Annotated in this window: 22 protein-coding genes and 1 tRNA gene; 6 read left to right on the forward strand and 17 right to left on the reverse strand. The window is 57.3% G+C overall.

What is annotated here, in order from left to right; genetic code table 11:
- Window positions 1–40 precede the first annotated feature (40 nt).
- On the reverse strand, window positions 41–2,746 hold the full coding sequence (locus EKH79_RS01580; protein ID WP_126672043.1) for a M16 family metallopeptidase: 2,706 nt from the start codon (window positions 2,744–2,746) through the stop codon (window positions 41–43).
- Window positions 2,747–2,921: 175 nt separating this feature from the next.
- On the opposite strand from EKH79_RS01580, the gene EKH79_RS01585 reads away from it, so the two are divergent.
- The 3 genes from EKH79_RS01585 to murJ all read left to right on the forward strand — a co-directional run bounded on the left by EKH79_RS01585 (window position 2,922) and on the right by murJ (window position 5,420).
- Window positions 2,922–3,245 (forward strand): YbjQ family protein, encoded by a 324-nt coding sequence (locus EKH79_RS01585; protein WP_126672044.1) that lies wholly within the window; start codon window positions 2,922–2,924, stop codon window positions 3,243–3,245.
- The gene (locus EKH79_RS01590; RefSeq protein ID WP_158621168.1) at window positions 3,242–3,568 is read left to right on the forward strand and encodes a hypothetical protein; all 327 of its coding nucleotides are present in this window, start codon (window positions 3,242–3,244) and stop codon (window positions 3,566–3,568) included. Before EKH79_RS01585 ends, EKH79_RS01590 begins: the two co-directional genes overlap by 4 nt.
- A gap of 271 nt (window positions 3,569–3,839) precedes the next feature.
- The gene (murJ, locus tag EKH79_RS01595; protein ID WP_199754087.1) at window positions 3,840–5,420 is read left to right on the forward strand and encodes a murein biosynthesis integral membrane protein MurJ; all 1,581 of its coding nucleotides are present in this window, start codon (window positions 3,840–3,842) and stop codon (window positions 5,418–5,420) included.
- Between the two features lie 37 nt (window positions 5,421–5,457).
- Here the strand turns inward: murJ and poxB are convergent, their stop codons facing one another.
- The 6 genes from poxB to amaB form a co-directional block, all read right to left on the reverse strand.
- On the reverse strand, window positions 5,458–7,188 hold the full coding sequence (gene poxB, locus EKH79_RS01600; RefSeq protein ID WP_126672046.1) for a ubiquinone-dependent pyruvate dehydrogenase: 1,731 nt from the start codon (window positions 7,186–7,188) through the stop codon (window positions 5,458–5,460).
- A gap of 89 nt (window positions 7,189–7,277) precedes the next feature.
- Window positions 7,278–8,327, reverse strand: a complete 1,050-nt coding sequence (gene murB, locus EKH79_RS01605) for a UDP-N-acetylmuramate dehydrogenase (protein WP_233590131.1) — start codon at window positions 8,325–8,327, stop codon at window positions 7,278–7,280.
- Window positions 8,317–9,354 (reverse strand): quinone-dependent dihydroorotate dehydrogenase, encoded by a 1,038-nt coding sequence (locus tag EKH79_RS01610; protein WP_126672047.1) that lies wholly within the window; start codon window positions 9,352–9,354, stop codon window positions 8,317–8,319. The genes murB and EKH79_RS01610 overlap by 11 nt, the downstream gene beginning before the upstream one ends.
- Window positions 9,355–9,357: 3 nt before the next feature.
- Window positions 9,358–10,125, reverse strand: a complete 768-nt coding sequence (locus EKH79_RS01615; protein WP_126672048.1) for a class I SAM-dependent methyltransferase — start codon at window positions 10,123–10,125, stop codon at window positions 9,358–9,360.
- A 21-nt stretch (window positions 10,126–10,146) separates the two neighbouring features.
- Window positions 10,147–10,440, reverse strand: coding sequence for a DUF4190 domain-containing protein (locus EKH79_RS01620; RefSeq protein WP_126672049.1), 294 nt, complete (start codon window positions 10,438–10,440; stop codon window positions 10,147–10,149).
- 132 nt (window positions 10,441–10,572) lie between these two features.
- On the reverse strand, window positions 10,573–12,108 hold the full coding sequence (amaB, locus tag EKH79_RS01625; RefSeq protein ID WP_126672050.1) for an L-piperidine-6-carboxylate dehydrogenase: 1,536 nt from the start codon (window positions 12,106–12,108) through the stop codon (window positions 10,573–10,575).
- Between the two features lie 475 nt (window positions 12,109–12,583).
- On the opposite strand from amaB, the gene EKH79_RS01630 reads away from it, so the two are divergent.
- Window positions 12,584–13,081, forward strand: coding sequence for a hypothetical protein (locus tag EKH79_RS01630; RefSeq protein WP_126672051.1), 498 nt, complete (start codon window positions 12,584–12,586; stop codon window positions 13,079–13,081).
- 118 nt (window positions 13,082–13,199) lie between these two features.
- On the opposite strand, the gene EKH79_RS01635 is transcribed toward EKH79_RS01630, so the two are convergent.
- Window positions 13,200–14,816: an MASE1 domain-containing protein gene (locus EKH79_RS01635; protein WP_158621169.1), complete on the reverse strand. Its 1,617-nt coding sequence runs from the start codon at window positions 14,814–14,816 to the stop codon at window positions 13,200–13,202.
- 661 nt (window positions 14,817–15,477) lie between these two features.
- On the opposite strand from EKH79_RS01635, the gene EKH79_RS01640 reads away from it, so the two are divergent.
- Window positions 15,478–15,554 (forward strand) — tRNA-Arg (locus EKH79_RS01640).
- A 492-nt stretch (window positions 15,555–16,046) separates the two neighbouring features.
- Window positions 16,047–16,400: a hypothetical protein gene (locus EKH79_RS01645; RefSeq protein ID WP_126672053.1), complete on the forward strand. Its 354-nt coding sequence runs from the start codon at window positions 16,047–16,049 to the stop codon at window positions 16,398–16,400.
- 175 nt (window positions 16,401–16,575) lie between these two features.
- On the opposite strand, the gene EKH79_RS01650 is transcribed toward EKH79_RS01645, so the two are convergent.
- From EKH79_RS01650 to EKH79_RS01690, 9 genes are all read right to left on the reverse strand, one after another.
- Window positions 16,576–18,291: an XVIPCD domain-containing protein gene (locus EKH79_RS01650; protein ID WP_126672054.1), complete on the reverse strand. Its 1,716-nt coding sequence runs from the start codon at window positions 18,289–18,291 to the stop codon at window positions 16,576–16,578.
- A complete protein-coding gene (locus tag EKH79_RS01655; protein WP_126672055.1) occupies window positions 18,288–18,818 on the reverse strand; it encodes a hypothetical protein in 531 nt (176 codons plus the stop codon). The genes EKH79_RS01650 and EKH79_RS01655 overlap by 4 nt, the downstream gene beginning before the upstream one ends.
- Before the next feature lie 221 nt (window positions 18,819–19,039).
- The gene (locus EKH79_RS01660) at window positions 19,040–19,360 is read right to left on the reverse strand and encodes a hypothetical protein (RefSeq protein ID WP_126672056.1); all 321 of its coding nucleotides are present in this window, start codon (window positions 19,358–19,360) and stop codon (window positions 19,040–19,042) included.
- An 83-nt stretch (window positions 19,361–19,443) separates the two neighbouring features.
- Window positions 19,444–19,683, reverse strand: coding sequence for a hypothetical protein (locus EKH79_RS01665; protein WP_126672057.1), 240 nt, complete (start codon window positions 19,681–19,683; stop codon window positions 19,444–19,446).
- 89 nt (window positions 19,684–19,772) lie between these two features.
- Complete coding sequence (locus tag EKH79_RS01670) at window positions 19,773–20,354, reverse strand: hypothetical protein (protein ID WP_126672058.1); 582 nt, start codon at window positions 20,352–20,354, stop codon at window positions 19,773–19,775.
- 208 nt (window positions 20,355–20,562) lie between these two features.
- Window positions 20,563–21,066: a DUF4189 domain-containing protein gene (locus EKH79_RS01675; RefSeq protein ID WP_126672059.1), complete on the reverse strand. Its 504-nt coding sequence runs from the start codon at window positions 21,064–21,066 to the stop codon at window positions 20,563–20,565.
- Window positions 21,063–22,181, reverse strand: a complete 1,119-nt coding sequence (locus EKH79_RS01680) for a TrbL/VirB6 family protein (RefSeq protein ID WP_126672060.1) — start codon at window positions 22,179–22,181, stop codon at window positions 21,063–21,065. Before EKH79_RS01680 ends, EKH79_RS01675 begins: the two co-directional genes overlap by 4 nt.
- 79 nt (window positions 22,182–22,260) lie before the next feature.
- Window positions 22,261–23,061: a hypothetical protein gene (locus EKH79_RS01685; protein ID WP_126672061.1), complete on the reverse strand. Its 801-nt coding sequence runs from the start codon at window positions 23,059–23,061 to the stop codon at window positions 22,261–22,263.
- Between the two features lie 19 nt (window positions 23,062–23,080).
- Window positions 23,081–25,567 carry a VirB4 family type IV secretion/conjugal transfer ATPase gene (locus tag EKH79_RS01690; protein ID WP_126672338.1) on the reverse strand — a complete coding sequence of 829 codons (2,487 nt, stop codon included), beginning with the start codon at window positions 25,565–25,567 and terminating at the stop codon, window positions 23,081–23,083.
- Window positions 25,568–25,617: the final 50 nt, after the last annotated feature.

Genomic DNA, 25,617 nt, shown 5'->3' on the forward strand with positions numbered 1-25,617 from the left:
GGCGTGCGTAAAAAAAGCCCCGCATTGCGGGGCTTTTTCTTCAGTGCTTCGCCGGTGGCGGTCCCTGTACAACCTGCATCAGGTTCTGCGGCTTCAGGTATTTCTTGAACGCCGCTTGCACTTGTGCGGGAGTGAGCTGCAAGTAGTACTTGGCAGCCACCATCGGCTGATCGAGCGGTTCGTCGTGCCACGCCCATGTCAGCAATGAACGGCCGATGCTGTCGATGCTCGCAACGCTTACGGGGATGGATCGGATTTCATACTGACGTGCATTGGTCAGCTCCGAATCCTTCACCGGTGTGTTCTGCATATCCAGAAGATTTTTGCGGATGAGATCGTCAACCGCCGATACCTTTTGCGGATCGCTGCCGTATTGAATGAAGAAGATCGAGCGAGAGCGATCGAAGCGCATGCCAGAACCGGCGCCGTACGCATAACCGTGCTTGACGCGAATGTCGGTCATCAGCCGTGATGCAAACCCATTACCGCCCAACACATCGTTGCCAAGCTGCAAGGCGTAGCGATCCGGATTGTGCATGTTCAGTTCAAGCGCCTGACCGATCAGCACGGTGTCCTGCGATGCGTAGGGGTTATCGACGGCCGCATAGCCCGCAGGATTCACCGGTATCGGCTTGGAAATGACATCGGGCTTCTGACCTTCTGCTTTCCATTGACCGAAGTAGCGTTCCACCGTTGCCTTGGCTTTTTCTGGCGTGATATCGCCTACCACGACGATGGTCGTGAGATCCGGGCGATAGGTTTTTGCGTAGTAGTCCTTGAGGTTCTGTACCGTCAATGCCTTCACGGTTTCCGGTGTCGGCAGGCGTAGGTCAGGGTCACCAGCAGGCAGCAATCCTTTCCTCAAGGCAATCGACATCTTGTATTGCGGCGTTTGCATCTCGCCAGCCAGCGTGCGTGCCAGCGTGTCCTGCTGCACGGCGAAACCGTCCTGCGGTAGCGCGGGGTGCAGTTCGTTGTCTGCCAGCAATTGCATGCCGCGATCGAACTGATCGGTGAGCACCGCCACGCCGAAATCCGTGCCGCCGGTTTCATTGGCGGAGATGTCGTCTAGCGCCTTATGGAACGCATCGCGATCGAGCGTGGCCGAACCGTAATCGAACAACGTGGACAGCAAACGCGCTGCGCCATCCTGTCCGGTGGGTTCCTGCAATTTCGCGTTGTTATCGATGTGACCCAGCACGGTGATGGTCTTGCTGATGTTCTCCGGCTGCACAATCAGGCGAATGCCGTTGCGGAGCTTCATCTGCACGGGGGCCAGCGTCCAGCGCGGCATGTCGAGCTTGCTCAGCTTATCGGCTGCCCACGCAGGCAACGGTGCATCGAGTTTGTCATCGCCAGCGAACGATTCGGAACCGCCGAAGCCAGCGCTATCCGGCGGACGCTTGCCGTTGTCGGCGGGTGTCAGCACGACGGTGACGCGTTGGTCGGGTTGCAGGTATTGGCGTGCGATGCGGTTGACGTCATCCACGGTTACGGCGCGAATCTGATCTTCCGCTTCTTCAGGCGAATTCAGGCCCATCCAGGCGATTGCTTGCGACCATGCGCTGGCCAGCGTCACGGCGCTGTTCTTGTTGAATTCGGCCTGCGCGATTTCCGATTTCTTCGATGCTTCCACAAGATCCGCGGGCACCCCGTTCTTCAGCAGACCGTTGATCACACCTTCCAGATCGGCTTGTGCCTTTTTGGCATCGCCGCCTTTGGGGAAACCGACTTCGACGACACCGACGCCGCCGTAGCTGAAGGGTTGAATCCCGGCATCTGTCGACAACACTTTGCCATCTACCGCTAACGCGGCCAGCGAGCTTCGTGCGTTGGTGAGCACATCCATCAAGACTTGGGCGGCCGCGTTGTCCTTGGTCATCAAGCCGGGCATGCGAAACATGAATTGCACCGAGCCCGTGCCCTTTGGCGTGGTGTTCGCAATCGTCTCCGACTTGATCGCTTGCAGCTTTACCGGGACGGCAGCGGTCGCGGTGCGCTTGGGAATCTTGTCGAACAACTCATGCACTTTGGCCAGTGTCTGTTGCAGATCCACATCGCCGACGATCACGAGTAGTGCATTGTTTGGCGCGTACCAATTCTTGTAAAAAGATTGAAGATCGGCGGAAGTCGTCTTGTCGAAGGATGGGCGAGTCCCCAGCGCATCTTCCGCGTAGCCCGTGCCCGCATAAAGAACGCGCTGGGCATTCTGGAAAGCGAGATAGCCTGGATCGGAAATGTCGCGCGACACTTCCTGCTCGATCGCGCCGCGTTCGCGTTCCCAGTCTTTCTGTGTCAGCTGTGCGCCTTCCATGCGCGTCGATTCGATATGCAGCAGGATGTCGAGATAATTGGACGGTGCGACGAAGTAATACTGCGTCGCATCGTTGGTGGTGAACGCGTTGTTGTCCGCGCCCATCTTGCCGGTCATTTCATTGAGCTGCGCGCCGGTCATGCCGTTGCTGTCGCGGAACATCATGTGTTCCAGCGCATGCGCCGTGCCTGGGAATCTGTCCGGCGTCTGGTAGCCACCTGCTAGATAGGTGATCTGGGTGGTGACCATGGGCGACAACGTTTCGCGCACGATCACCACGCGCAAGCCGTTATCCAACGTGGCGCGTAGCACTTTGCCATCGGAAGCGGTCGCTGCAGCGGGCGTATCCGCGCTGGCGTAGAAACTGGTCGATACCAGTCCCGCGCCCAGCATCAGGCTCCATGCCAATGTCTTGATCCGGCTCGGCATCATGTATGTTTTTCCTTGTAAAAACGACCTTTGGACAACCGATGGTGCCATAGCTCCTGTTAACCGCATACGTGCCATGAGATGGCGTTGGGTAAGGGAGCTCCCACTATCGGTAATGCATGGCGAAGCGTATCTTTCTTACCAACACCGCTTTAGTCGGACATTGGGAGGCAAGGGTATGCTGGTGGTAACGACTGAGAACGTGCCAGGTCATCAGGTGGTGCAGGTGAAAGGCCAGGTGTTTGGCGTGGTGGTCCGCAGCCGCGGTATCGGCGGCAATATGGTCGCGGGCTTACGCTCGCTGGTCGGCGGCGAGATCCACGAGTACACCCAGATGCTGGAAGAGGCGCGTCGCCACGCGCTGGACCGCCTGGTGTCCAACGCCAAGCTGATGGGTGCCAATGCCGTGGTGATGATGCGTTTCGATTCCGCGGAAATCGGCCAGACTATGAGCGAAATCGTGGCCTACGGCACCGCGGTGGTGCTGGATCCGCCAACTTGATCGGTGGCCGTTTCATGCTTCCCCTCGTGATGTACGTGCTGGGCGGTTTGCTGCTGATCGGGGCGGCAATTGCCGCCGTGACCGGCGTAATGATCGCCCTGCTGCCGCAGCTACTGTTCGGCGGCTTGCTGCTCATCGTGGGGCTGGCCATCGAGCGTTGGCGCTACAAGCCGCTGCTGCATACGGGGCCCGATCCGAGCTGGAAAGACACCGGGGAGCGCTTTGTCGACCCCGGCAGCGGGCAGCTCACCGCCGTGTATTTCGACGCTCAGCGTGGGGAGCGGCACTACATTGTGATCGACGGCCAGCCGCGGTCGCGTTGAGGCGCTAACACCGTTAAAACCCCCTCACCGTCATTCCGGCGCAGGCCGGAATCCAGTGACTGTATCGCTCGATTTTCGCGATCCCGCTCTATAGATTCTGCTAACGATTAAGCGAAGTTATCGCGAAAATCGGTGCTACATAGTCACTGGATTCCGGCCTGCGCCGGAATGACGGTGAGGTAGGGGCGGCGGGCAACAAGGGAATCGGCCGCAAGGATAGCTATAAGCAAACAGGTGTTACGCTTACCGTTTTGCAGTGACACAGGTCGGTATGACGAAAGAAGCGGGCCGGGGGCATGCCTTCCTGGTGGGAGCGGGCATTCTTTGCAGCCGACTTTTCGGGCTGGTGCGGCAGCGCGTGTTTTCGCACTATTTCGGTCTTTCCGATGCCGCCGATATTTTCAGCGCGGCGCTGCGTGTTCCCAACTTTCTGCAGAACCTGTTCGGCGAAGGCGTGCTATCGGCATCCTTCATTCCGGTGTATGCGCGATTGCTTGCGCAAAACAAACAAGAAGACGCCGACAAACTGGCCGGAGCCATCGCGGCAATTCTCGCGTTGATCATTTCGATCATCGTTGCATTGGGTGTGCTGGCAACGCCGTATCTTTTGTGGTTGATCGCGCCCGGCTATACCGGCGAGAAGCGTGAGCTGACGATTCTCATCGTACGGATTCTTTTCCCCGGCACCGGCATTCTGGTGTGGTCGGCATGGTGTCTTGGCATTCTCAATAGTCACCATAAGTTTTTCCTTTCTTACGCGGCGCCGGTGGTCTGGAATCTATCGATGATTCTGACCATGCTGATCTTTCGTCATCTCGATGCGAACCACCTTATCGTCTATCTCGCATGGGGCACGGTGCTCGGTTGTTTACTGCAGTTTTTGGTGCAGCTGGGGCCGGTGTTGAAGCTCGCGCCGGGTATGCGTTTTCGGCTCGATCTTCGTAGTGCGCATGTGCAGCAGGTAGGCGGTAGTTTTCTGGGCGTGGCGATCGGTCGTGGCGTGGTGCAGATCAGTGCGTTTGTCGATCAGGCCATTTCCACATTGCTCGGCAGCGGCGCCATTGCAGGCATGACGACGGCATCGTCCGTCAATCTGCTGCCTGTGAGCTTGTTTGGCATGGCCATTTCTGCGTCGGAATTGCCCACGCTTTCCCGCATGGCGGGCGAAGAGCTTAATGCGGATGTCGCTGCCAAGCTTTCTGTGCGTTTGAATAACGGGCTTGAACGCATCGCCTTCTTTATCGTGCCATCGGCGATGGCGTTTTTTGCGCTGGGCAACGTTGTAGTTGCGGCGCTTTATCAATCCGGTGCGTTCACCAGCAAGGATTCGTTGTACGTTTGGGCGATTCTCGCGGGTTCGGGCGTGGGGCTGCTGGCGTCGACGTTCGGGCGCCTCTATGCGTCGACGTATTACGCATTGCGTGATACGCGAACGCCGCTACGTTTTGCTTTGGTGAGGCTTGCCTTTACCGCAGTGCTTGGGCTGGCGAGTGCATTGCTGCTACCACGATGGTTCGGCATTGCGATGCAATGGGGTGCCGTAGGCCTGACTGCTTCCGCGGGCGTAGCGGGGTGGATCGAGTTTCATCTGTTGCGCAGGAAGATGAACAAGCGGCTGGGCCCGACCGGCGTTTCCGCCGTGATGATGGGGAAGCTCTGGGGCGCGGCGTGCATTGCCGCACTGTTGGCGTGCGTCGTCGAATATTACTTGCCCAATTACGGACCGATTTTCAGGGCGCTGTTTGTGCTTTCGGCTTACGGCATCGTTTATTTTGCCGCGACGTACGTCCTGCATATCAAGACGTGCGTGGAGTTGATCGGAAAAATCACGCGGCGCATCGGCATCGGTTGATGTGGCGGTGTGCGTCAGCCCGCGCACACCGTTTGCATCAACGGCGTATGTTGCTGCGGGCCAATTCGACCAGTTCGTCGCCACGCCCATTCATGACGGTTCGCAAAGCCCACAGGCTGAAACCCTTCACTTGTTCCAGCTGGATCTTCGGCGGCATCGACAATTCCTGCCGATTGGTTACCACGTCGACCAGCGCCGGCCCTTCGTGCGCAAAGGCATCGGTAATGGCTTTTTCCAGATCGGCCGGATCTTCTACGCGTACGCCATAAATGCCTGCTGCGCGCGCTACGGCGGAAAAGTCGGGATTGTCGAGCGTTACGCCAACAGGCAGAAAACCGGAAGCTTTCATTTCCAGCTCGACAAAACCCAGCGTGCCGTTGTTGAAGACCACGATCTTCACCGGCAACTTGTGTTGCACCAGTGTCAGCAAGTCGCCCATGAGCATGGCGAATCCGCCATCACCTGAAAGGCTGACAATTTGTCGTTTTGGATAAGCTGTTTGTGCACCGATCGCCTGCGGCATCGCGTTGGCCATTGAGCCGTGGACGAATGAACCGAGCAGGCGACGCTTGCCGTTCATATGCAGATAGCGCGCCGCCCAGATGGTAGGTGTGCCGACGTCGCAGGTGAACACGGCATCGTCGCTCGCGAGATCGCTGACGACTTTGGCGACGTATTGCGGATGAATGGGTTTGTTGCCTGCCTTGCCGACGGCAAGATCGTTGAGGCCTTCGCGCGCCTTTTGATAGTTGGCAAGGCTCGTTTTCAGATGAGCATCGCTGCTCGACGCTTTCAATTTGGGAAGCAACGCCGCAATGGTCGCACCCACATCGCCAACCAGTCCAAGGTCCAGATGGCAGCGGCGTCCGAGGTTTTCAGCGCGCAGGTCGATCTGGCAGATTTTTGCATCGTCCGGAAAGAACTGCCGATACGGAAAGTCGGTGCCGAGCAGCAACAAGGTGTCGCAATTCATCATGGCTTCGTAGCCGGAGCTGAAGCCTATCAACCCCGTCATGCCCACGTCGTAAGGGTTATCCCATTCCACGTGTTCCTTGCCACCGAGCGCGTGCACGACCGGCGCTTTCAAGGTCTCGGCGAGACGAATCACCTCATCATGCGCACCAGCGCAGCCGCGCCCGCAGAACAATGTCACCTTGCGGCCACTGCCGAGTAGTGCGGCCAGTTTGTCGAGTTGTTCATCGGTGGGCGTCACCTTCGGTGCGACAGGGCGCAAGCTCACGCCTGAGGCAACGGGGCCGCTCGATTCGGAAAGCGCCACATCGCCCGGAATGACCAACACCGACACGCCGCGTTGTCCAACGGCTGTGCGAATTGCGATGGCTGCAGCGCGATGAATCTGCGAGTTGCTGCTGACGAGCTCGCAATAATGACTGCATTCGCGGAAAAGATTCTGCGGATGCGTTTCCTGAAAATATCCGCTGCCGATTTCCGCCGAAGGGATATGTGCCGCAATGGCCAGTACCGGTGTGCGCGATCGTTGCGCGTCGTAGAGGCCGTTGATCAGATGCAGGTTGCCCGGTCCGCAGGAGCCGGCACAGACGGCCAGTTCACCCGTCAATTGCGATTCGGCGCACGCGGCAAACGCCGCCGCTTCTTCATGCCGGTAGTGAATCCACTCGATGTCTTTGCGCTGGCGCAGCGATTCGGTGATGCCATTGAGGCTGTCGCCCACCAGGCCATGTATTCGTTTGACGCCTGCTTGGGCCAGTGTTTCGACGAGGACATCGGCGACATTGCGAATGCTCATGACGCAGCACCTTTCGTGGCCCAGGCAAGACCCCGATCATGGCAAAGCAGGGCTTTGATTTCCGTGAAGGCGGAAAGGGAGGAGGCGGCTCAGCGTGTGCCAATCACCATGGGTTCCGGCTCCAGCCGCACGCCGAAACGCGTTTGCACGCCTTCGATGACACGCTGCGCAAAGGCCCACAGTTCCTGGCCTGTGGCTTTGCCATGGTTGACCAGGACCAGCGCGTGACGGTTGGAAATGCCTGCATCGCCGTCACGCATCCCTTTGAAACCGGCCGCCTCGATCAACCACGCAGCCGAAAGCTTCCAGCGCGCGTCTTGTCCTGGCCACGCCACCAATTGGTCATGTTCACGCTTGAGCGCTTCGCCCTGAGCGGCATCGACGATGGGGTTTTTGAAGAAGCTGCCCGCGTTGCCGATCACGGCAGGGTCGGGCAGTTTGCGGGTGCGCAGATGCACCACGGCTTCGGCTACGTGGAACGGTGCGGGTTTGTCGACGCCCATGCGCTCCAGCTCTTCGCGAATGCCAGCATAGTCCAGCCGCAGCGTGTGACTGCGAGGTAGCGCGAAGCGCACCGCTGTAACAATAAAACGGTCCGGCTCATGTTTGAACAGGGAATCGCGATAGGCGAATGTGCAGGCACTGCGATCAAGCGTGACGACACGACGCTCGGTCAGGTCCCACGCTTCGACGCTTTCGATGAACTCCGCCACTTCCGTGCCGTATGCGCCGATGTTTTGAATCGGCGCCGCGCCCACTGTGCCGGGAATGAGGATCAGGTTTTCCAGTCCCGCGAAACCCTGGCCGAGCGTCCAGCGCACGAAGTCATCCCAGCGTTCGCCAGCGGCTACCGCGATACGGGCGACGTCACCGTCCTGTTCGACATGCACGCCGCGTGTGTCCATGGCGATGACGGCGCGATCGATATCACCCGTGATGAGCACGTTGCTGCCTTCGCCCAAAATAAACGGGCGGCTGGCGCGAATGGCCGGAAAATCCAGCAGCTCCGGCAGCTTTGCGGCATCGCGTACTTCGGCAAGCAGTTTTGCGCGCGCTGCGACGCGCAGTGTGTTGCGTGTAACCAGCGGTGCATTTTCAATCAGGGTGTAGCCACCCATGTCGATACGCTCAACGGCCATCGCGATGGTCCTGCCGGCGGCGGATCTCGTTAACGCATTCGCCGATAAGCGACGGACCGCGATAAATCAATCCAGAATAAATTTGCACCAGCGATGCACCTGCTTCCATTTTTTCAGCAGCATCGTCGCCTTCGAGAATACCGCCGACGCCGACGATACCAACGCGGTCACCCAGGCGCTGCTTCATGCCGCGCACGACTTCGGTGGAGCGCAGGAAAAGGGGCTTGCCTGACACGCCGCCCGTCTCGTGACCATGCGGATCGTCTACCACGGACGAATGATCGATCGTCGTGTTGGTGCAAATCACACCGTCGACGCTTGCCGCGATAAGCACTTCAGCGATGCTGTCCAGTTCGGCTTCCGTCAGATCAGGCGCGATCTTCAGCAGCATGGGCTTGCGCGCGCCGTGTTGCGAACCGAGGCGTTCCTGCGCTTCGCGAAGCGTTTCGATAAAGCGGCGCAGCGTGACTTCTTCCTGCAGGTCGCGCAGGCCTTTGGTGTTGGGCGAAGAAATGTTGACGGTGATGTAACTGGCGCGCGCGTAAACGCGCTCAAGGCAGAACAGATAGTCATCTACCGCTTTGTCGTTGGGCGTGTCCTTGTTCTTGCCGATGTTGATGCCCAGCACGCCTTCGTATCGGGATTGCTCCACGTTGCGCACCAAGGCATCCACGCCATCGTTATTGAAGCCCATGCGATTGATGATGGCTTCGTACTCAGGAAGGCGGAAAAGGCGAGGGCGCTCGTTGCCGGCTTGCGGACGTGGCGTCACGGTGCCGACTTCGATGAAGCCAAAACCCAGGGACCCCAATGCGTCCAGATGTGAGGCGTTCTTGTCTAGCCCGGCAGCAAGGCCGACAGGATTAGGGAAATGCAGCCCGAAAGCGGTCGTGGGCAGGTCGTCTGGCTCCCTGACAACAAAGCTTCCCAGATTGCTGCGATGTGCGACGCCCAAGCCGTAAAGCGTCAACCCATGTGCCGTTTCGGCATCCATTTTGAAAAGCAGCGGACGAATCCAGTCGTACATGCGTCAAAGCACCTCGCCGACGTAAACGCGTGTGTCGTAATCGAAACTGATACGCCCGTTAACAGCGCATTCGTCAAATAGTTTGCGCAGCGCGGCCATCATCGGTTCGTGGTTGGGGTGATCCGGTTTCGGTGCGTAGGACGAGGACATCAGACGCCCGCGAAGCGCGTCGAAATCCAGCAACTGGCAATGATCGAATTCGGCTGTGCCGCGCCATCCTTCACCAAACCACTCGCGCATGCGCGGCTCATCGCCATAGCGTTCGGCGACACTGGTGTAATCGGTGCCGTAGGTTTGCAGCAGTGCTTCGTAACCGACCAGAAACGGTGTGCTCGTCAATCGACGGGAGTTCCAGTAAATAGCCGCGAGACCACCGGGGCGAAGAATGCGATGAAATTCGCGTCGCGTTGCCGCTGGATCAAACCAGTGAAAGGCCTGCGCGACGGAGACGAGATCCACGCTGTCATCGGCGAGCGTTGTCGCATCCGCGCGTCCATCGACGGCCTTGAATTTTGGATTGCCGCCCAGCCACTCTAGTGCCGCGCTACGCATCGCGGCATTCGGCTCCACCGCAGTAACCGAATGCCCAGCATCCAGGAACATTTTGGATGAAATGCCTGTTCCTGCACCGACATCGGCGACACGCCACTCAGGCGTCACGCCCTGTGTAGCGTGCAGCGACTCCAGCAGCGCCGCAGGGTAATCCGGCCGGTAGCGAACGTAGTCGGCAACGCGATCGCTGAAGCGTTCGGTGGAGCGAAGATCTTTCATGCGCAGATCCGTTGTCGAGCCTCAGTGCCAATGCCAGAAACTGAAGCCGAGCATCATCAATACGATGCCGATCAGCACAATCAGGCACATCAGCGCGAGGTGCACATATCCCAGCACCAGGCCGGCGGTGGCCATGCCTTCGCCTTCCACGGTTCCGGCCGGTGCGCGTCGGATTTCATTGCGCGCCATGTGTCCACAGACAATGGCAACGATGGCGCCGACAAACGGCAGCACAAACCACGTGGCAATGCCGAAAATCAGGCTGACGATGGCCAGCGACGACGTGGAGCGATAAACGGGAGGCTGATAGCTCATGGCGTGTCCTCTCTGCGTCCGAAGTGGCGCTAGTGTAGCGGCACTCGCCTTACCGCGTTGCCGCAGTGATCGCGAGGCGAGCGCTGCCCAGTGATGTCGTGACGTACGACACCACCGGGCGTTAGCGTGCGATTACAGGTCGAACTTGATGCCCTGCGCCAACGGCAGCGAGTTCGAATAGTTGATGGTGTTGGTCTGGCGGCGCATGTAGACCTTCCATGCATCCGAGCCGGATTCGCGGCCACCACCGGTTTCCTTCTCACCACCGAACGCGCCACCGATTTCCGCACCGGACGTGCCGATGTTGACGTTGGCGATACCGCAATCGGAACCGGCCGACGACAGGTACTGCTCGGCCGACTTCAGGTTCTGCGTGAAGATCGAGGACGACAGGCCTTGCGGTACAGCGTTCTGCAGTTCGATCGCTTCATCCAGCGTCTTGAACGGCATCACGTAGAGGATCGGTGCGAAGGTTTCCGTCTGCACCACGTCGTCGCTGTTCTTCAGGCCCGTAACGAGCGCCGGCAGCACGAAGTTACCTTTGCGATCGGTCAGCGCTGCGCCGCCGGTGCGAACCGTACCGCCGCTGGCCTTGGCTTTTTCGATCGCAGCGAGGTATGCCGTCACGGCTTCCTTGCTATTGAGCGGGCCCATCAGCGTGGTTGCAAGCGTCGGATCGCCGATCTTGCCCTCAACCTGCTTGTACGCGGTGATCAGTTTTTCGGTGACATCGTTGATGATCGACTCATGCACAAACAAGCGACGCGTCGTCGTGCAACGCTGACCGGCCGTACCCACCGCACCGAACACAATCGCGGGAATCGCCAGCTTCAGATCGGCGCTTTCGTCCACGATGATCGCGTTGTTGCCCCCCAGTTCCAGCAAGGAACGGCCCATGCGCTGCGCGACGCGTTCGCCAACCTGGCGGCCCACTTTCGTCGAACCGGTGAAGCTGATCAGTGGAATGCGCTTGTCGTCGACAAACTTCTGCGAGAGTTCGACACCTGCATCGTTGAACAGGAAGAACAGATCCGGATAACCGGCAGCCTTCAGTGCGTCATTGCAGATATTCATCGTCGCAATCGCCGAAAGCGGCGTCTTGGGCGAGGGCTTCCAGATACAGATGTCGCCGCAGATAGCAGCAAGCATCGCATTCCACGCCCACACTGCCACCGGGAAATTGAACGCACTGATGATGCCCACGATGCCGAGCGGCTGATACTGCTCGTACATGCGATGGCCGGGACGCTCCGAATGCATGGTGTAGCCGTATAGCATGCGGCTCTGACCGACCGCGAAATCGGCGATGTCGATCATCTCCTGCACTTCGCCATCGCCCTCGGGCTTGATCTTGCCCATTTCCAGGGCGACCAGCGAACCCAGCGCGTCCTTATGCTTGCGCAGGGCTTCACCGCACAGGCGAACGGCCTCGCCACGCTGCGGGGCGGGGGTGGTGCGCCACACTTTGAAGGCTTCCTGGGCACGGGTCACGATGGTCTCGTAATCGGCGGCGCTGGAGGCGTGAACGGTGCCGATCACCTCGCCCGTGGCCGGATTCAGCGGTTGCAGCGTGCCGGCGCTAGTGGTTTTGGACCACTCGCCCTTGCCGAGATAGGTACCCGACTGCTCGCCGGTAAGGCCAAGCGCCTTGAGGATATCGTGGGACATGCGTACTCCTGAGCCGTGGCACCCGGGGGTGCCCTGAATGGGGAAACGCCCATTCTATCAGGGGGTGCCAGGGGGTGCCTCTGCCGGGGCCCTGAGCTGGTTCCGGGGCTGCCTCGCTGCGCCACCCGCTCATTCGGCATGAAGCGCAGTTCGTCACGATCCACGCGTCATTTGCTCGAAGGTATGTTTTTGCGTTCGCAGTTTGCTAACAGGGCAGACCTGCATGCTTCAACCTTTATGTGCGATACGCGTTTCCCTATGCACGTTGCAACACATCGATCCGGCAAGCGTTTCGTCAATATTTTGTGACGAACGATCTACTCAACAAGATCAAATGCTGTACTTGGATCGTTCTAGTTATTCGTTGCTTAAATGCACACTGATTAAAGTGCGAAGCTAGACATGGTTTTCAGCATTTTGCTGATAGATTTAGATGAGGCAATCGTGCCACGGGTCATTATTGGGAGGGGGCAGTATGGTTCGTATACCGCGTTCTTTGGCGTTAGTCGGTGGCTTCTGCTTCTTCACCCTCTTATCCGCCGCACCTGCGCTCGCTCAAAATGCGGATGCAACCACCGGACTAGGTCAGTCGTGGCCTAATGCTTCGGATGTAAGCACAAGTCCGCACTATCACGTTTACGTGTTCCGCAAAGATGGCATTCGTTACTTTCAGGTCAATGACCTCAACGGCAACGTCCGTGCAGCCGTCGCGGTTGCCAATGGCGTGGTGCTTACGCTGCCAATCGGATTGGACGCAAGCGAAGTGACGCATTCGGCGACTCCTCAAACTGGCAACGCGTCCGAGACGGTTTATAACGATAAAGGTGTGACACTGACCGCCACGCCTAAACAGAATGGCCACGTTCTCATCAACACGGCGACAGCGAACGACGAGGCTTGCGAGCCACCGGATTGCGCAGTCACTGGCGTAACGGGTCAGATAGGAACGCCCGCGCCGTCCACCACCAATTGATCTGTGCAGCTTTGCAGCATGCACTGATTTTATGCGGTAAAGATACAGCGCGAGAAAAGCAAAGAAATAGCCACCCTACTAAGGGTGGCTATTTCTTTGGAGCGATGAATTTTTTGGATTAACGAAGATACATAGCGAGGGGAACCGAGTCGCTCCGCTGTTCGGCTTTGATCTTATTAATATCGTGAAGAAGCGCGGTTATTCTGAGTGAGTCGGCAGCAACTTTAACGTGCATGCTGCCGTCAAACAGGTGCGCATAAGATCGCATTGAGTCTAATCCCAGCCCTTGTGTGCCCAGTTTTGTAGCAAGTTGACTGGTATTTCTGTTCTTGAAGACCGGGTCATTGATATGGCTGGGCATTTGTTTGCCCTCAAGTCGAATCACGACCCAACGCTGCCCATGCGAAAGGCCACCGCGAAGTGTTAGAGATACGTGCGAGCAGGCAAAGTTTTCGCAAACGTATACGGCTGCCTCGCACGCAAACCTGTAGATGGCCGAATGCACACCGGGCGAAAGCTTGCTTAGGCCTCTCCCTTCAAGCGAGCAGTGATACACAAACCCTTGTTCGTCCAGGGTTCTGCCAATGGATTCGCGAAGAGCCGACGGCAGCCCCTTCTCGCGCCATGAGAGAGGGTGCAGGGAATCGGCTAACTGATAGATTTGCGCGTTTGTGGCGCTCGCCTGGCGGAAGAAATTCTGACTTTCCGTCAACGAAATCATGTGCCGGAAGCGCTTCAGGATTCCGTTATGAGTGACCTGCAAAGTGCCCGCAATTTGCTCCAGATTGTAGGCAGTCTGCCGCATTCTCACTTCGCACAAATACAGCCCTTGCTGTGCCAGCCTCAGCGCTTCCTTCGCTTCCAGGCGTTCCCGTTCCTGGAACAGGTTTTCACTACTCGTGCGTGCGCCCAGCACCAACAACGACACCGTGGCAAAACAAATAAACGCCTGGGTTTGGACCAGCGCCGGGTTCGGAACGTGCGACATGTTTATGAAAAGTGCGGACATGACGACGGCTGTCCCGAAGCTCGCAGCCCTCCAGCCGTGCCTGAGCGTGAGCCAACCGACCGGTACGAACATGAAGATCCGAATAACGTCTTTTGACTCCTGCTGGCCGTGGCGAGACAGCAAGAACAATGCAAGCAACGTCGGCAGAACTACCACAAGAGCGTCGACAGCAAGCCTACTGGTGAACAGGCGCTTGATTTGATCTTTCAAAGGAACAGACGTGTCGCGCAGTTTGAAGCAGAGCGCAAGCGGCACAAAGGTAAGAATGCCCACCAATTTGCCCAGTGCGGTATACAGCACATAAGTGGGGGTGGAACCCATTTGTGAATAGGGAAGGGGAAGCGTCTGTACGGTGACCATGCTACCCGCGGTCCAGATCAACGTAGCGGTGACCAGGCACCAAAGCAGGGGTTTCACTTTGACCATGCGGTGCGAAGGGAAAAGCCCCTGTTTGCTTCGAAACCACCATACGGCTGGTGCGGCCAACAGGAACGGAGATATGGAATCGATCGTTACAAAAAGTGGACCAAACTGACCCAGGCAGGGCAGGTCGAAATAAAGCAGGCCCGCAGTGTCAGCAAGGACCAGGGCAGGCCATTGGCGATAGGGGACCAAAAGCAGCGCGCTAAGGCGCAGGCCTGCCGTGACAATCCAGATGCTATGGGAAAGTGGCCGCAAAAGAAGGTAGAGGGCCAGATAAATCAGCCCTACCGCAATATCTTGCACAAGCCAATTTTTAGTCCAGCCTGGTCTATGCCCCATCCTCGTTCCCCCACAGAACGCCCACTGGGTATCGATAAAATTCACTCTCGGTAAACGCCTGGAACTTGCAGAACTTGAGGTGTGCTCGCCGCCTACCACGCACACCTGGGGCCGACCCGCCCCGGTTTATTGGGGTGAATCATACGAGTCTGGCGCCCACAAAAGGTGAAGGCCGTCTACACAACTAGCATCACACTAAATAAGGCTGCCAAAGCCGGTTTACGCATTATTGCGGCGTAACAGACGCGCCCATAAAAGCGGTATAGAAGGCCGAACCATTTGCATAAAACGCATAAACATTCTTGGCTCTCGCACGGGCTGAAACTAAGAGACCAATGTGACCTTGTTGCAATAAATCAGGCTTCATTTTTGTCGAGTGCCATATCGTTATTAGTAACTAGAAGATTGCTTTTCCGACTCCTTGAAATAGGTATCAACGTCACCGCAACGCGCGCCGTTTGCGACACCGCTTATTTGTCGCAGCACAATGTTGCGGGTGCATGCCATTCTTTAGCGATGCTAGGCAAACGCACCAAAATCGGCCGAAAATCCCGGGGCTGTCGCGAATCCGTCGACCACGTATAATTGCGCTGTTGTGGCGTGCCGCATTAGGAAGATCTCCATCGCCCCCGTAGCTCAGCTGGATAGAGCATCCCCCTCCTAAGGGGAAGGTCGTACGTTCGAATCGTATCGGGGGCACCATTTCTTTTCTTGCTGGCGAACGTTGATAACGCGAAAGCGATACAACGCGACGAACTACACTCGCAAAGACACATGGCTTGTACTGCGCACTCGCGCTCGCCACATCTTGCTTCGATGTAGCGCGAGCCGAACAGGCCCTTAGACCTGCGCCTAAATTTCTTTGCACTGCACAATAGGCTCCGGCGCCTTTACGTGCGGCCGTCAGCCCAGCGACAGAATGGCGCGTTCTCGACCAAGAATATCCACGAAGCTAATTCCCAGCTGAATCTTTCCGCCTTCGCATGTGCCGTCTGTCAACGCGTCACAAGGACGCCCGTTCATGGCAAATGCGCGAGGTGAGGGCACGCGATGGAAGCAAGACGCTTGTGGAGACACCATCGGTTATGCGCAAACCACAGATGACCCCGCCCGACGCATGCATGCCGCTTTTCCACATCGGTAAGGCGACAGATTCCACAAAGTAACGTCCGCTAACAACTCAAGGAATTTGCCATGAATGCAAAATCGAAACTTACCGTCATTGGCCTGGTGATCGGTGCAGCGATTGCCTCCGGCTCGGTGATGGCACAGTCAGCGCCGGCCAACAACGATGTTCCCGGCCATCCGCGCGTCAACGAAGTGAACAACCGTCTGCAAAACCAGCAGAACCGCATCGACAACGGCCTGAAGAACGGCACCATGAGCCAGGCACAGGCTCAACGCGACGACCAGCACGACGAGAACATTGCACGCCGCGAAAGCGCCGATGAAGCCCGTCACGACGGCCATCTGACCAAGCAAGAACAGAAAAACCTCAATCATTCCGAAAACGCCAACAGCCGTCGCATCTATAAGCAGAAGCACTAAGTCCGATTGCACTGATCATGCAAGCCTCGAACCTCCCGTGCGTATGCACGGGAGGTTTTATTTTTCTATAGACACCGCACGCCATGTTGTACAGACGTGACCAATAACCCGAAGCATGTCGAGTGATAGCTAGACAATCGATGGCCTGATGCGTGCGCGCATAGACAAGTTCCCGCTAACGCGCGAAGCCCTGAGTGGCTTGCTTGGCCAGCTCTTGCTGTTGTACGACATGCTGCACCGGCGCCTGTTGCAGATGCCTTTGCTGCATGGTCTGCTCCCACGCGTTGCTGCTCTGCTCAATAGGTGTATTGAGCGCCTCGACGGTTGGCACACCAACGAAGCCATCGAACGAATGAGTCTTGCCCTCCTGATAGCCCACCACGCGGCTGGCATCCATGTTGAGGTATACCCCGTCAATCCGATCCAAGCCCCTCTCGCGGGCGGCAACGGTCAATGTCGCGGCCAGTTGATGGCTACGCTGATCGGGCGTACGGTGTTGCGCCGCGTCCAGCTTGTACACGCCATCGCGTGCCTGAAGGTACAACGGATAATCCGGATGGGCTGCATCATCTAGACGAACCGGCACATGCGACGTGTGGTTCAGCGTCTCCCGTGTTTGGGAGAGTTGGTCGCGCGCAGTGTCGATCGTATATGAGGCGCTTTGAGCGGCCTGATGTGCCATATCCTGGATGGCATGAAAACTCTGCGCGGCGTCATGGGATACTGCATCGCGGGTCTGATCGAAAGCCTGCGACACATCGTGCGCGACCTGGCGGCCCGCATTTGCAGCGGCATCACTGCCCAATGCGCGGCCCATGCGGTCCAGACTGTCATACACCTCGCCAGCCGCTTGTCTTAAAGGGGTCGCTACCCACTCCCCCACGCGGTCAATCGCTTTGACGCTAAGCAGGGTAGTGTTTGCCGTGGTGTCGAATACATGCTGGACGTTGACTGCAGCACGATGTCCAGCGAGTTCCTCGATCTTGCTGGCCTTCTCGACATCGCCGTGCAGGGCTGCTGAAGCGGTGTCGCTGGCAAGCTTGATCGCGGTCTGCTGCTTTTGCCGTAGTTCCCACGGCAATGACAGCGTGTTGCTGCGCAATGCCTGCATATCTTCGCGGAAAAGGCCGATAGCCTTGCTATGGGCGCGAGCGCGGGCTTCATTTTCGGGCGACAGATCCGAGGGAGTGAGGCCGGGATTGTCGGGTGCCAAGTTGTCGATGCTGTGTGCCGCGAAACTCTTGGCGCCAACCGGATCGCGCAGGTCGCTCGCTGTGACGTTGTCGTCATAACCTGCGGCACGCAGTCGCGCGATATCGCCCGGCGTCGCTAGTACGACGACTTTGCCGAAATGATGACTGGCGGCACTCACCATATCGGTGGCGCGTACATAATTGGTAACCTGGTCGCCGCCTTCGGGAATGTGATAACCCAGATCGGCCGCACCGTAGCCGTTGAAGGTGACGCCGTGCCAGTGCATCTCGTGGGCGAGGATTTCGGTGATGGCGCCGCCGAGAGAGTGGCCGGTGAGGGTGATGGGTGGTATGGGGTAGCCGTATTTGGCGGCATCTTTAGCGACAACATCTTGCACCTCATGCGCAAACGCTCTTGCATCCAGCATTTGGGCGTTGAAGCCCGCAATCACCATGCCGGCATCGGTGATGATGTCCTGCCACTTGCCTTCGTCATGCGGCTCGGTGCCACGGTTGGCGACGGCAACTTCGTGGGTATCTAGGCGCTGATAAGCGGTGCCACGGTAGCCCGTGATGGGGTTGTTGCGGTAACCAATCACCTCATAGATGACACCATTGAAGGAGACCTTGTCGCGTAACTCGTGAGTTTTGTATGAGTCCTTATCGAGTGCTGCATAATCCCTGGCTGTGATGGTCATTGCGCACTCTCCTTGGCTGTCAGCGTTATCGAGAAGACACTTTGCGGTCTACTGCGTAGATAGTCGGTTAGGTGAGTTTCGCCAGAAGAGCTTCGCTCGTGCTGGTTGTCGTCGTAGTCCTCGCGAACGAAGTAGCTAGGAACGGTTTGCTGTGAAAACAGCTGCTCGGGCGAAAGGTACGAAACAAGCGTGAGCTTGTTGACCTTCAATTCAGCCCTGGCGGCGATCAGCGACCAATGACATACACCCAGGCCAAAGTAATCCTCATCCTTGAAGTAATCGCCGTAGGCGGTCCCCTTGTAGATGTTGTCGGAAACCTTGTTGAAAGTGATGCGAGGCCACGCTTTGGGTGGAATTCTCATCGCGTTCATGGGGCCGCCAGTCTTGGGGACGCAAGCTAAGTTTGTAACTTCGTATTGCATTATGCCGTCGACGGAATCGAACGGACCCGGCGCACCTTCGATGGTAATCGTCACGTCATAGCGCATCGTCGGATGCGGGTTTTGTTTGATGTCGGGATCGTTCATGTGAGAGCTACAGGCGGAGGTGGTCAGGACCAGAGACAGAATGAGTACAGACGCTGTGCTTGTCTTCATGGCAGTGAGAGTGTTTCTGATGTGCTACGGCACGGAATGGATAGCGAGTTAACGCAGTGCGATTTCATGGCCTGATATCTCCTCGCTCATCCACCAAGTGTGCTGGCCGATACAACGGCAAAAAAGTGCACGGAGCCGATTGCGCTCCCTGCTCATGGGCTATAACCCCACTCGGCGATGATGGCGTTGAGGATGGCGAGATTGGTGGCAACCTGCGCGCCAGGGCATGTCAGCAGAAAATTCCTGCGCGCGGCAGCGGTGGCCGAGCTATTGAAGTGCGGCGACCAAACTTGGATGGCATGGAAGGCGGCGATGGGAGCGGCGCAGGCTGGTCCGCCCGTAGCGCCAGCGCCAGATATTCCCGCCATGCACATATACACCGAGCATGGATCGGCAGCTTGGGCATGTGCGGGACCGAAGCTGAGCCCGGCAGCACCGATAGCAATGGCGGCGATTAGAACGAGCGGTTTCATGGCTTGACTCCTCGTGTATCCGTGTCGCGTTACTGAAAGGGTTGAAAGAAAAGCGCTGCCGTGAGTAGTGCGGAGTTAGTGAACTAGGTCATCAGCAATCCAATACAGCTTTGCCGCATCGCTTGATTGGTTAAGCTCTCGGGGTTGTTGCCCATGATCGAGTTGATCACCGTGGCAGTCCAATACGCGGCACCGACCTTAGCCGTCAGGCCCAGCACGATGCCGCTAACCACGCCCAGCGTCGCCATCGAGAACAACGTGCCGATGCCGTAGCCACCATCGCCGGAACAGATCCTTGGACACGATGGTGGAGATTGAGGCATCCATGCAGGGTAAATCCTTGCAACTTTCATTCTGAAAACATTTACATCGGTGGATTCGGAGCAGAGCTACCGCTGTTTCTGTAGTAGTGCTACTTCTTTACATCGATTTCAGGGCAAGGACTTTCCGTGCGGCGCGTGTCGCATGCCTGAGTTTCCGCCAAGTAATGCATGGTATCGATCACTTGATCCTTCGATGGTTCGACATGGAAGGCATACTGCGCCACGTACGTGCTGTCGTTACCTTGAATGAACTTGAACCACGTTATTTTCGGATGTTTTTTTGAATCGTTATACGAACAGGTCTGCATCCACAAATGAAAGGGATAGCCGTTTTCCTTGCCATCGCGCAACAGTTTCGAATCGGTTTCATCGCATGAATCCTTCCAGTGCTTCTCCATGTCGCTCATGTAAGTTTGAAAGGAAAGGTCCTTGACGCCAAAGAACACCTGTGTCGTGACCATTTTTGTCCAGTTATCGACGGTCTCGCCGTTTGGAATCATCTCCGTTAACTCAACGCCACCGGCGGCTGTTCCGCGTGTGGCAATGTTGAATCCGGACGGCAACGACTGGATAAGGTTTTCGCCTCGCAGATCATTGGCGCGGCCGCTTGCGACGACGAACGTCAAAGCGATGGCGACCAGCGGTGTTACGTAAAGGCTGCGATGTTTCATGGAAATGGATTCCGTGATGTGCGGTAAGTTCGTTTGCTTATTTCGGGTTACACGGCTACGGCCGTGGCTGGAATAGGGGCGTCACGTCACAGCGCATTTTCGGATGCGGGTTTTGCTTGATGTCTGGATTCATGAGCGAACCGCACGCCGATGTGGACACGGCAAGCAAGATAGCTGTCGAGTAAGCGATGGCCGTCTTCGTGGTGATTTATTGAATTTGCTGGGGAAGGCTACATGCCGAGTAGTACGCGTGACAGTCTTCATAGCCAGAATCTCGGCAAGTCTTCATGCCAGATTGAATTGCCAAATCCTTCGTTTGATGTGCGGTCACTACGTAGCCTGTTTTACTCACAACGAGCGCGGCACATTCGTTGTCGTAGGCAAGTTCGAGCTTGCAGTCAGAGCCGTTTTTTGAGCGGCAATCAGAGAGAGCTGCTTGCTCGGCTTCGCGTTTACTCGGCATGCCAACAGCTGCTCCAAGGATTCCGTGTGGTTCGTCGGTGGCGATTGCGCCCCATGTGGAAGCCCACTGCATTGGTGGGGCTTGCGGCTGCTGACTATTTTGGTAATAGCCTGGGGGAATCGGCCCACATGAGCTGATATCAGTGCCGCTATACGGAATCATTCCTGGAGGACATCCACCCTCTGCATGCGCAGCAAAGCTTACACAGAGCAAACTAATCAGTTGTAACAAGCGTGAGGTAAATTTCATGACCGGTCTCCCGTAGTTGGGACGGGCCTGGTACTAGACGCTTTTATTGTGTCGCTGTGGATAGTGGTTGGAGATCCTAGGTAGGGTGTTGCGGCTTGGGTGTTGTCGAAACCACCAGTGCCAGATTTACCTCCAGAATTGACATACGAGGTATTGGATTGCAGCGCCCCATAGGACCCCGGCGGCTGCCCCTGCGGCCCCGGTTGGCTGGCAGGGCCACCACTAAACGCCGAGAAATGCATGAAACTTCCCATGGTGCCCTGGAAGAACATCGCCGCCATCGGCGGCACGGAGACAATGAGTACGGTGAGCAACAAACCAATGCCGCCTTGTTCCAGCGCGCGACTGGAAAGACCTTCGGCACCTTGTCCGGTAAAGTTGTTGATAAGGTCGGCACCCCATAGTGCGACAGCTACGTTCTCGGTGAGCTTGAGCACGATGGAAGAAACGGCACACAACGTGGCGATGGAGAACAGCGTGCCGATGCCGTAGAACAACCATTTTCGGAAAAGCTCCTTGGTCTGCTCGAAGATCAGGCAAAGAATGAAGATCGGTCCCAAACCGATGAACAGGGCCATGGCGAACTGGTAGAGCAGCAACATCGCCCCGGCGGCCATCGGCGGACTGGCCGTGCCGAAACCGGCCAGCATCATGGCGTGCGCCTTGGCCTGGGCGTTCTCGGTATCGCCCGGCGGCACCTGCACCACATCAATGGCCGACAGCGTGAGCTGAGTGGCGGCCATATTGCGGTCGATCTGAGCAACGGGCGAGGTGTTGCCGGAAACCAGCGCGCTGATGGCCGCGCCGAGGCTGCCGTCGCCGTTGGCGGACAGCATCGACTGCAACGGTTGCGAGAACATGGACATCGTGGATGCCGCGGCAACGATCACGGCGACACGGGCAGCGTTAACCACCAACGTCATCATCGGCTCGCGCGATTGGCCGGTGATGATGCGGTAGCCCTGGATCATGATCCATAGCGTGACCAGGACCAGAGCGACGGCACTGACCAGGGTCATGGCATTGCCCAAGACGTCGTTTTGAAAGCGATCTATTGCTGTCTGCAAATAGTTGTAGACCAGCGCGTAGAAAACATAATCGCCAAGATTATTCATGGCGTTTCATCCGGGTTGTGGCGGAGGAGTCGCGCGCGCGGCGCGCGATGATGATCGGTTGGCATCAGCGCACCATTGCTCACTGATTCACCTCAAAGGCGGTTTGCAGCGCGGCGGCCTGTACCAGCGTGCCGAGCACCGTGTTGCTGCCTTTCATGGCAACTGTGGCGAGGACGGATTGTTGCTGCTTGAGGGTTTGGATGATGTCCTCGTCCGCTTGGATCTCGGTTCGCCATGTGCCCAAGGCAGCTTGCATGGTGGCGGTGATGTTGGCCGCTTGTGCGGTGGCATTGCTGCTAGTGCCGAGCGTGTCGACTGAGGCGATCAGGTCATTGAGTTTGGCCAGCGTGGACATGTTGACCGTGCCGATCTGGTTAAGCGCGTCTGCCGTCTTGTTGTACTCGTCGATCTGGAAGATAACGATCTGCGCGCAGATCATCTGCTGGCGCTTGGCGATCGGTTCATTGGGGCTGAGCGCCGACGCCAGGGAGCTGAGCAGGTCACCAATCACGCCGGCGTCGGCCCCTGGGCAGGCGGATTGAATGACGCTCTCGGAGTCCGTAATGGGCTGAAGGGGCTGCCCGTCGAACAACTGAATGTTATGGCCGAGGCTTTGCGCTTTCATCAGAATGTTTTGCGCCATGGCCACTTCCTGTGAGAGCTGCTCAACTTGCGTTGCGTACTGCTGAGCCTGTTTTGCGTATTGCAAGCCCTGTTTGACATACGAAGCCGTCGCGTCGGCGTGATTCGCCGCGATGGCCGCCTGATCCGTGACAAACACTTGGGCGTTCACCGGTGACGCCAACAGGCTGGCCGCGAGCGACAACGCAATAGCGAGGCCGATGTCGCGCGCGGTGCAACGACATGTGGTGGTGTTCATGGCTTTTTCCTCAGTGGGCCTAGGCCTGGGTCGATGGGATGGCGGCGCGCGCCGACGACGCGGCACGCAGCGGTGGTGCGGTGGCGGCTTTCTTGCCACTGCCTTTACGCTGGTCGTAGAAGGTTTGTAGCCATTGTTCTGGACGCAGGGCATCGATACTCACGCCTTCGATCTGGGCACGTTCGCGCAACACGGCGTGCATGATCTCGATGTTGTCGGTGGAGGCGGAGATCACTGCCAGCGCATCATCGAGGCCGCGCAGGTTGAGTTGGCATACCGATGCAGCGTGGCCCTGCTTGACGAGGAAGCAGCGCGAGCGCTCATCGAGGCTCACGACTACTTGGTATTCCGCTTCGGTGAGTTTCAGGCCGTCGATATAGTCTTCGCGGCTTGCGTTGGGGTTGGGTAGCAGGATCATGGTCGCTGTTTGTTCGATCAGCGCTGCCGAGATGTCGCTCGCTAGGGCATCTTCTGGGCTTTGCGTGGCGAAAATCCCCAAGCCGTTCTGTTTACGGATGGTCTTTTGCTTGTTCTTGGCGAATTCCTTCAAGCCGCCTTTGCCATCCAGAATTTTCCAGAACTCATCCATCACGTAGATCAACGGGCGGCCGTCGATGAGGCCTTCAAGGCGATGCAATAGATAGTTGATGACCGGCGCGCGGACTTCGGCGTTGTCGATGATGTCGGTGTAGTCGAAGCCGATGATGTTGGCTTTTTGCAGGTTGATGGTGTCGACAGGGTTGTCGAACACCCAGCCCAGCGAGTTACCGGCTGTCCACTTGCGCATGCGCACGAACAAGCCGTCGTCACCCATGTTGGGCAGGCTCTTCTGGAAGTTAGTCATGGTGCGAAGGTGCATGGGTGTGTCGAGCATGTTCTCGACGGCGCGGAAGATGTCTTCTTCCTCACGCGAGCTGTACGCGCTTTTGCCCGCCAGCACTTTGATTAAGTCGGCAAGGAATTGGGTGTTGGCTTCGTTGCGTTCGCAATGGAAAGGATTGAAGCCAGTGGGCTGGCCGTTTTCCAGGGCGAGGTAGTTGCCGCCACACGCACGCACGAAAATCTCGGCGCCGCGATCCTTGTCGAAAAAGAAGATGGTTGGCGACGGTTTTAGCTTTTGTGCCTGGCTGAGCAGGAAATTGATCAGCGCGGTTTTGCCGGTACCGGATTTGCCGATGACCATGGTGTTGGCGATAGCTTTTTCGCCGAATGAGTTTTCTGCAGGATGTGTAGCGTGGAAGTTGAAGTAGTACGGCTGTCCGTTAGTCGATTGCAGGGTAGTGACACAATCGCCCCACGGATTGTTGTGCTGCTTGCCGGTGGCAAAGTTGTGCAGCGGTGAAAGGCCGAGGAAATTCAGCGAGCTGACGTTGGCCAGTCGTGTGCGGAATTTCCAGTTACCGGGAAGTTGAGCATAGAACGCGGCAGTGACGGCTAGGTCTTCCTTCACCGAGACGAAGCCTGTGTTTGAAAGTTCTGCGCGCGTGCCCGCGATCTGTTGCGAGAGGGCATTTTGATCGGGCGCGTAGATGGCCATGGTGAAGTGGTATTCGCCAAGCACGAAATTGCCGGAAGCGAGTTGATCCATGGCTTGATCCAGCTCAAAAATCTGGCTGACGGCCTTGTCACCCGAGGAAATCATCATGCCCTTGGTGCGATCAAGCGCTTTGAGCGCATCGTGACGTCCCATGGGGCTAAACGAATGGGTGATGACGTATTCAAAATCGAGGTACTTGAGGCCGTTCAAGATGCCGGGATAAGTGCCGTCGGTGTATTCCTTGATATTGAGCAGGGCGCCGAAGTGATTGGCCCCGTTGGGTGTAGTAATCACAAAATCGCCGGTCTTGCTGGAAAAGCGATGTTTGCTCACGGCCAGGTAGTTGTAGACGGGCGCTGGTAACACAGGCACCGGCTCGTCGATGCGATTAAGCAAATAGCCGAAGAATTCCAGCGTTTCGGAAAACACCAGGCCGTTGGCAGCTTCGTACATGCCCAGCCGGTACGGGGCGTAATCCTTGAGCACCGCTTCGACGTTGCCTGCCAGTTCCTGAATGGTGGCGATGGCGCGATCCTGTTCGGACTGCAGCTGTTCGATGTTGCTAGATTTTTCGACGAAGCGCTTGCCACTGACTATTGGGCGATAGAGCAGGGTGAGGTAAAGCTCGTTTTGCATGAGCTTTTGCTCCGTCAGCGCTTTGTAATAGGCGTCGGACAGGGATTGGTTGAAAGTCTGCTCGAATTTGCTGTGATCTTTCACCCGGCCGCGCCGGCGCACGTCATGCACCCAGAAGGCTACGTTGACGAAATCGGGTGCGCGCAGGGTTTGCAGCATGCGATTGAAAGCGTTGTGGCGGTGTTCGATATCCCATTCTTCGCGGCCCACGAAGGGTAGGCCGGACAATCGCCATGTCATCAGGAAATCGCCGCCCGTCGTCTTGATCACGGTGGGTGAAACGTGGGAGGACAGAGTGATGAAATCACTGATGGATGCGTCTGGGATAAACATGATCTCGACTACCGTTTTGATCCAGAAGGAAGCCGGCATGGATAGAGTCC

It is taken from the genome of Dyella dinghuensis, from assembly GCF_003977615.1.
Lineage (GTDB): Bacteria > Pseudomonadota > Gammaproteobacteria > Xanthomonadales > Rhodanobacteraceae > Dyella_B > Dyella_B dinghuensis.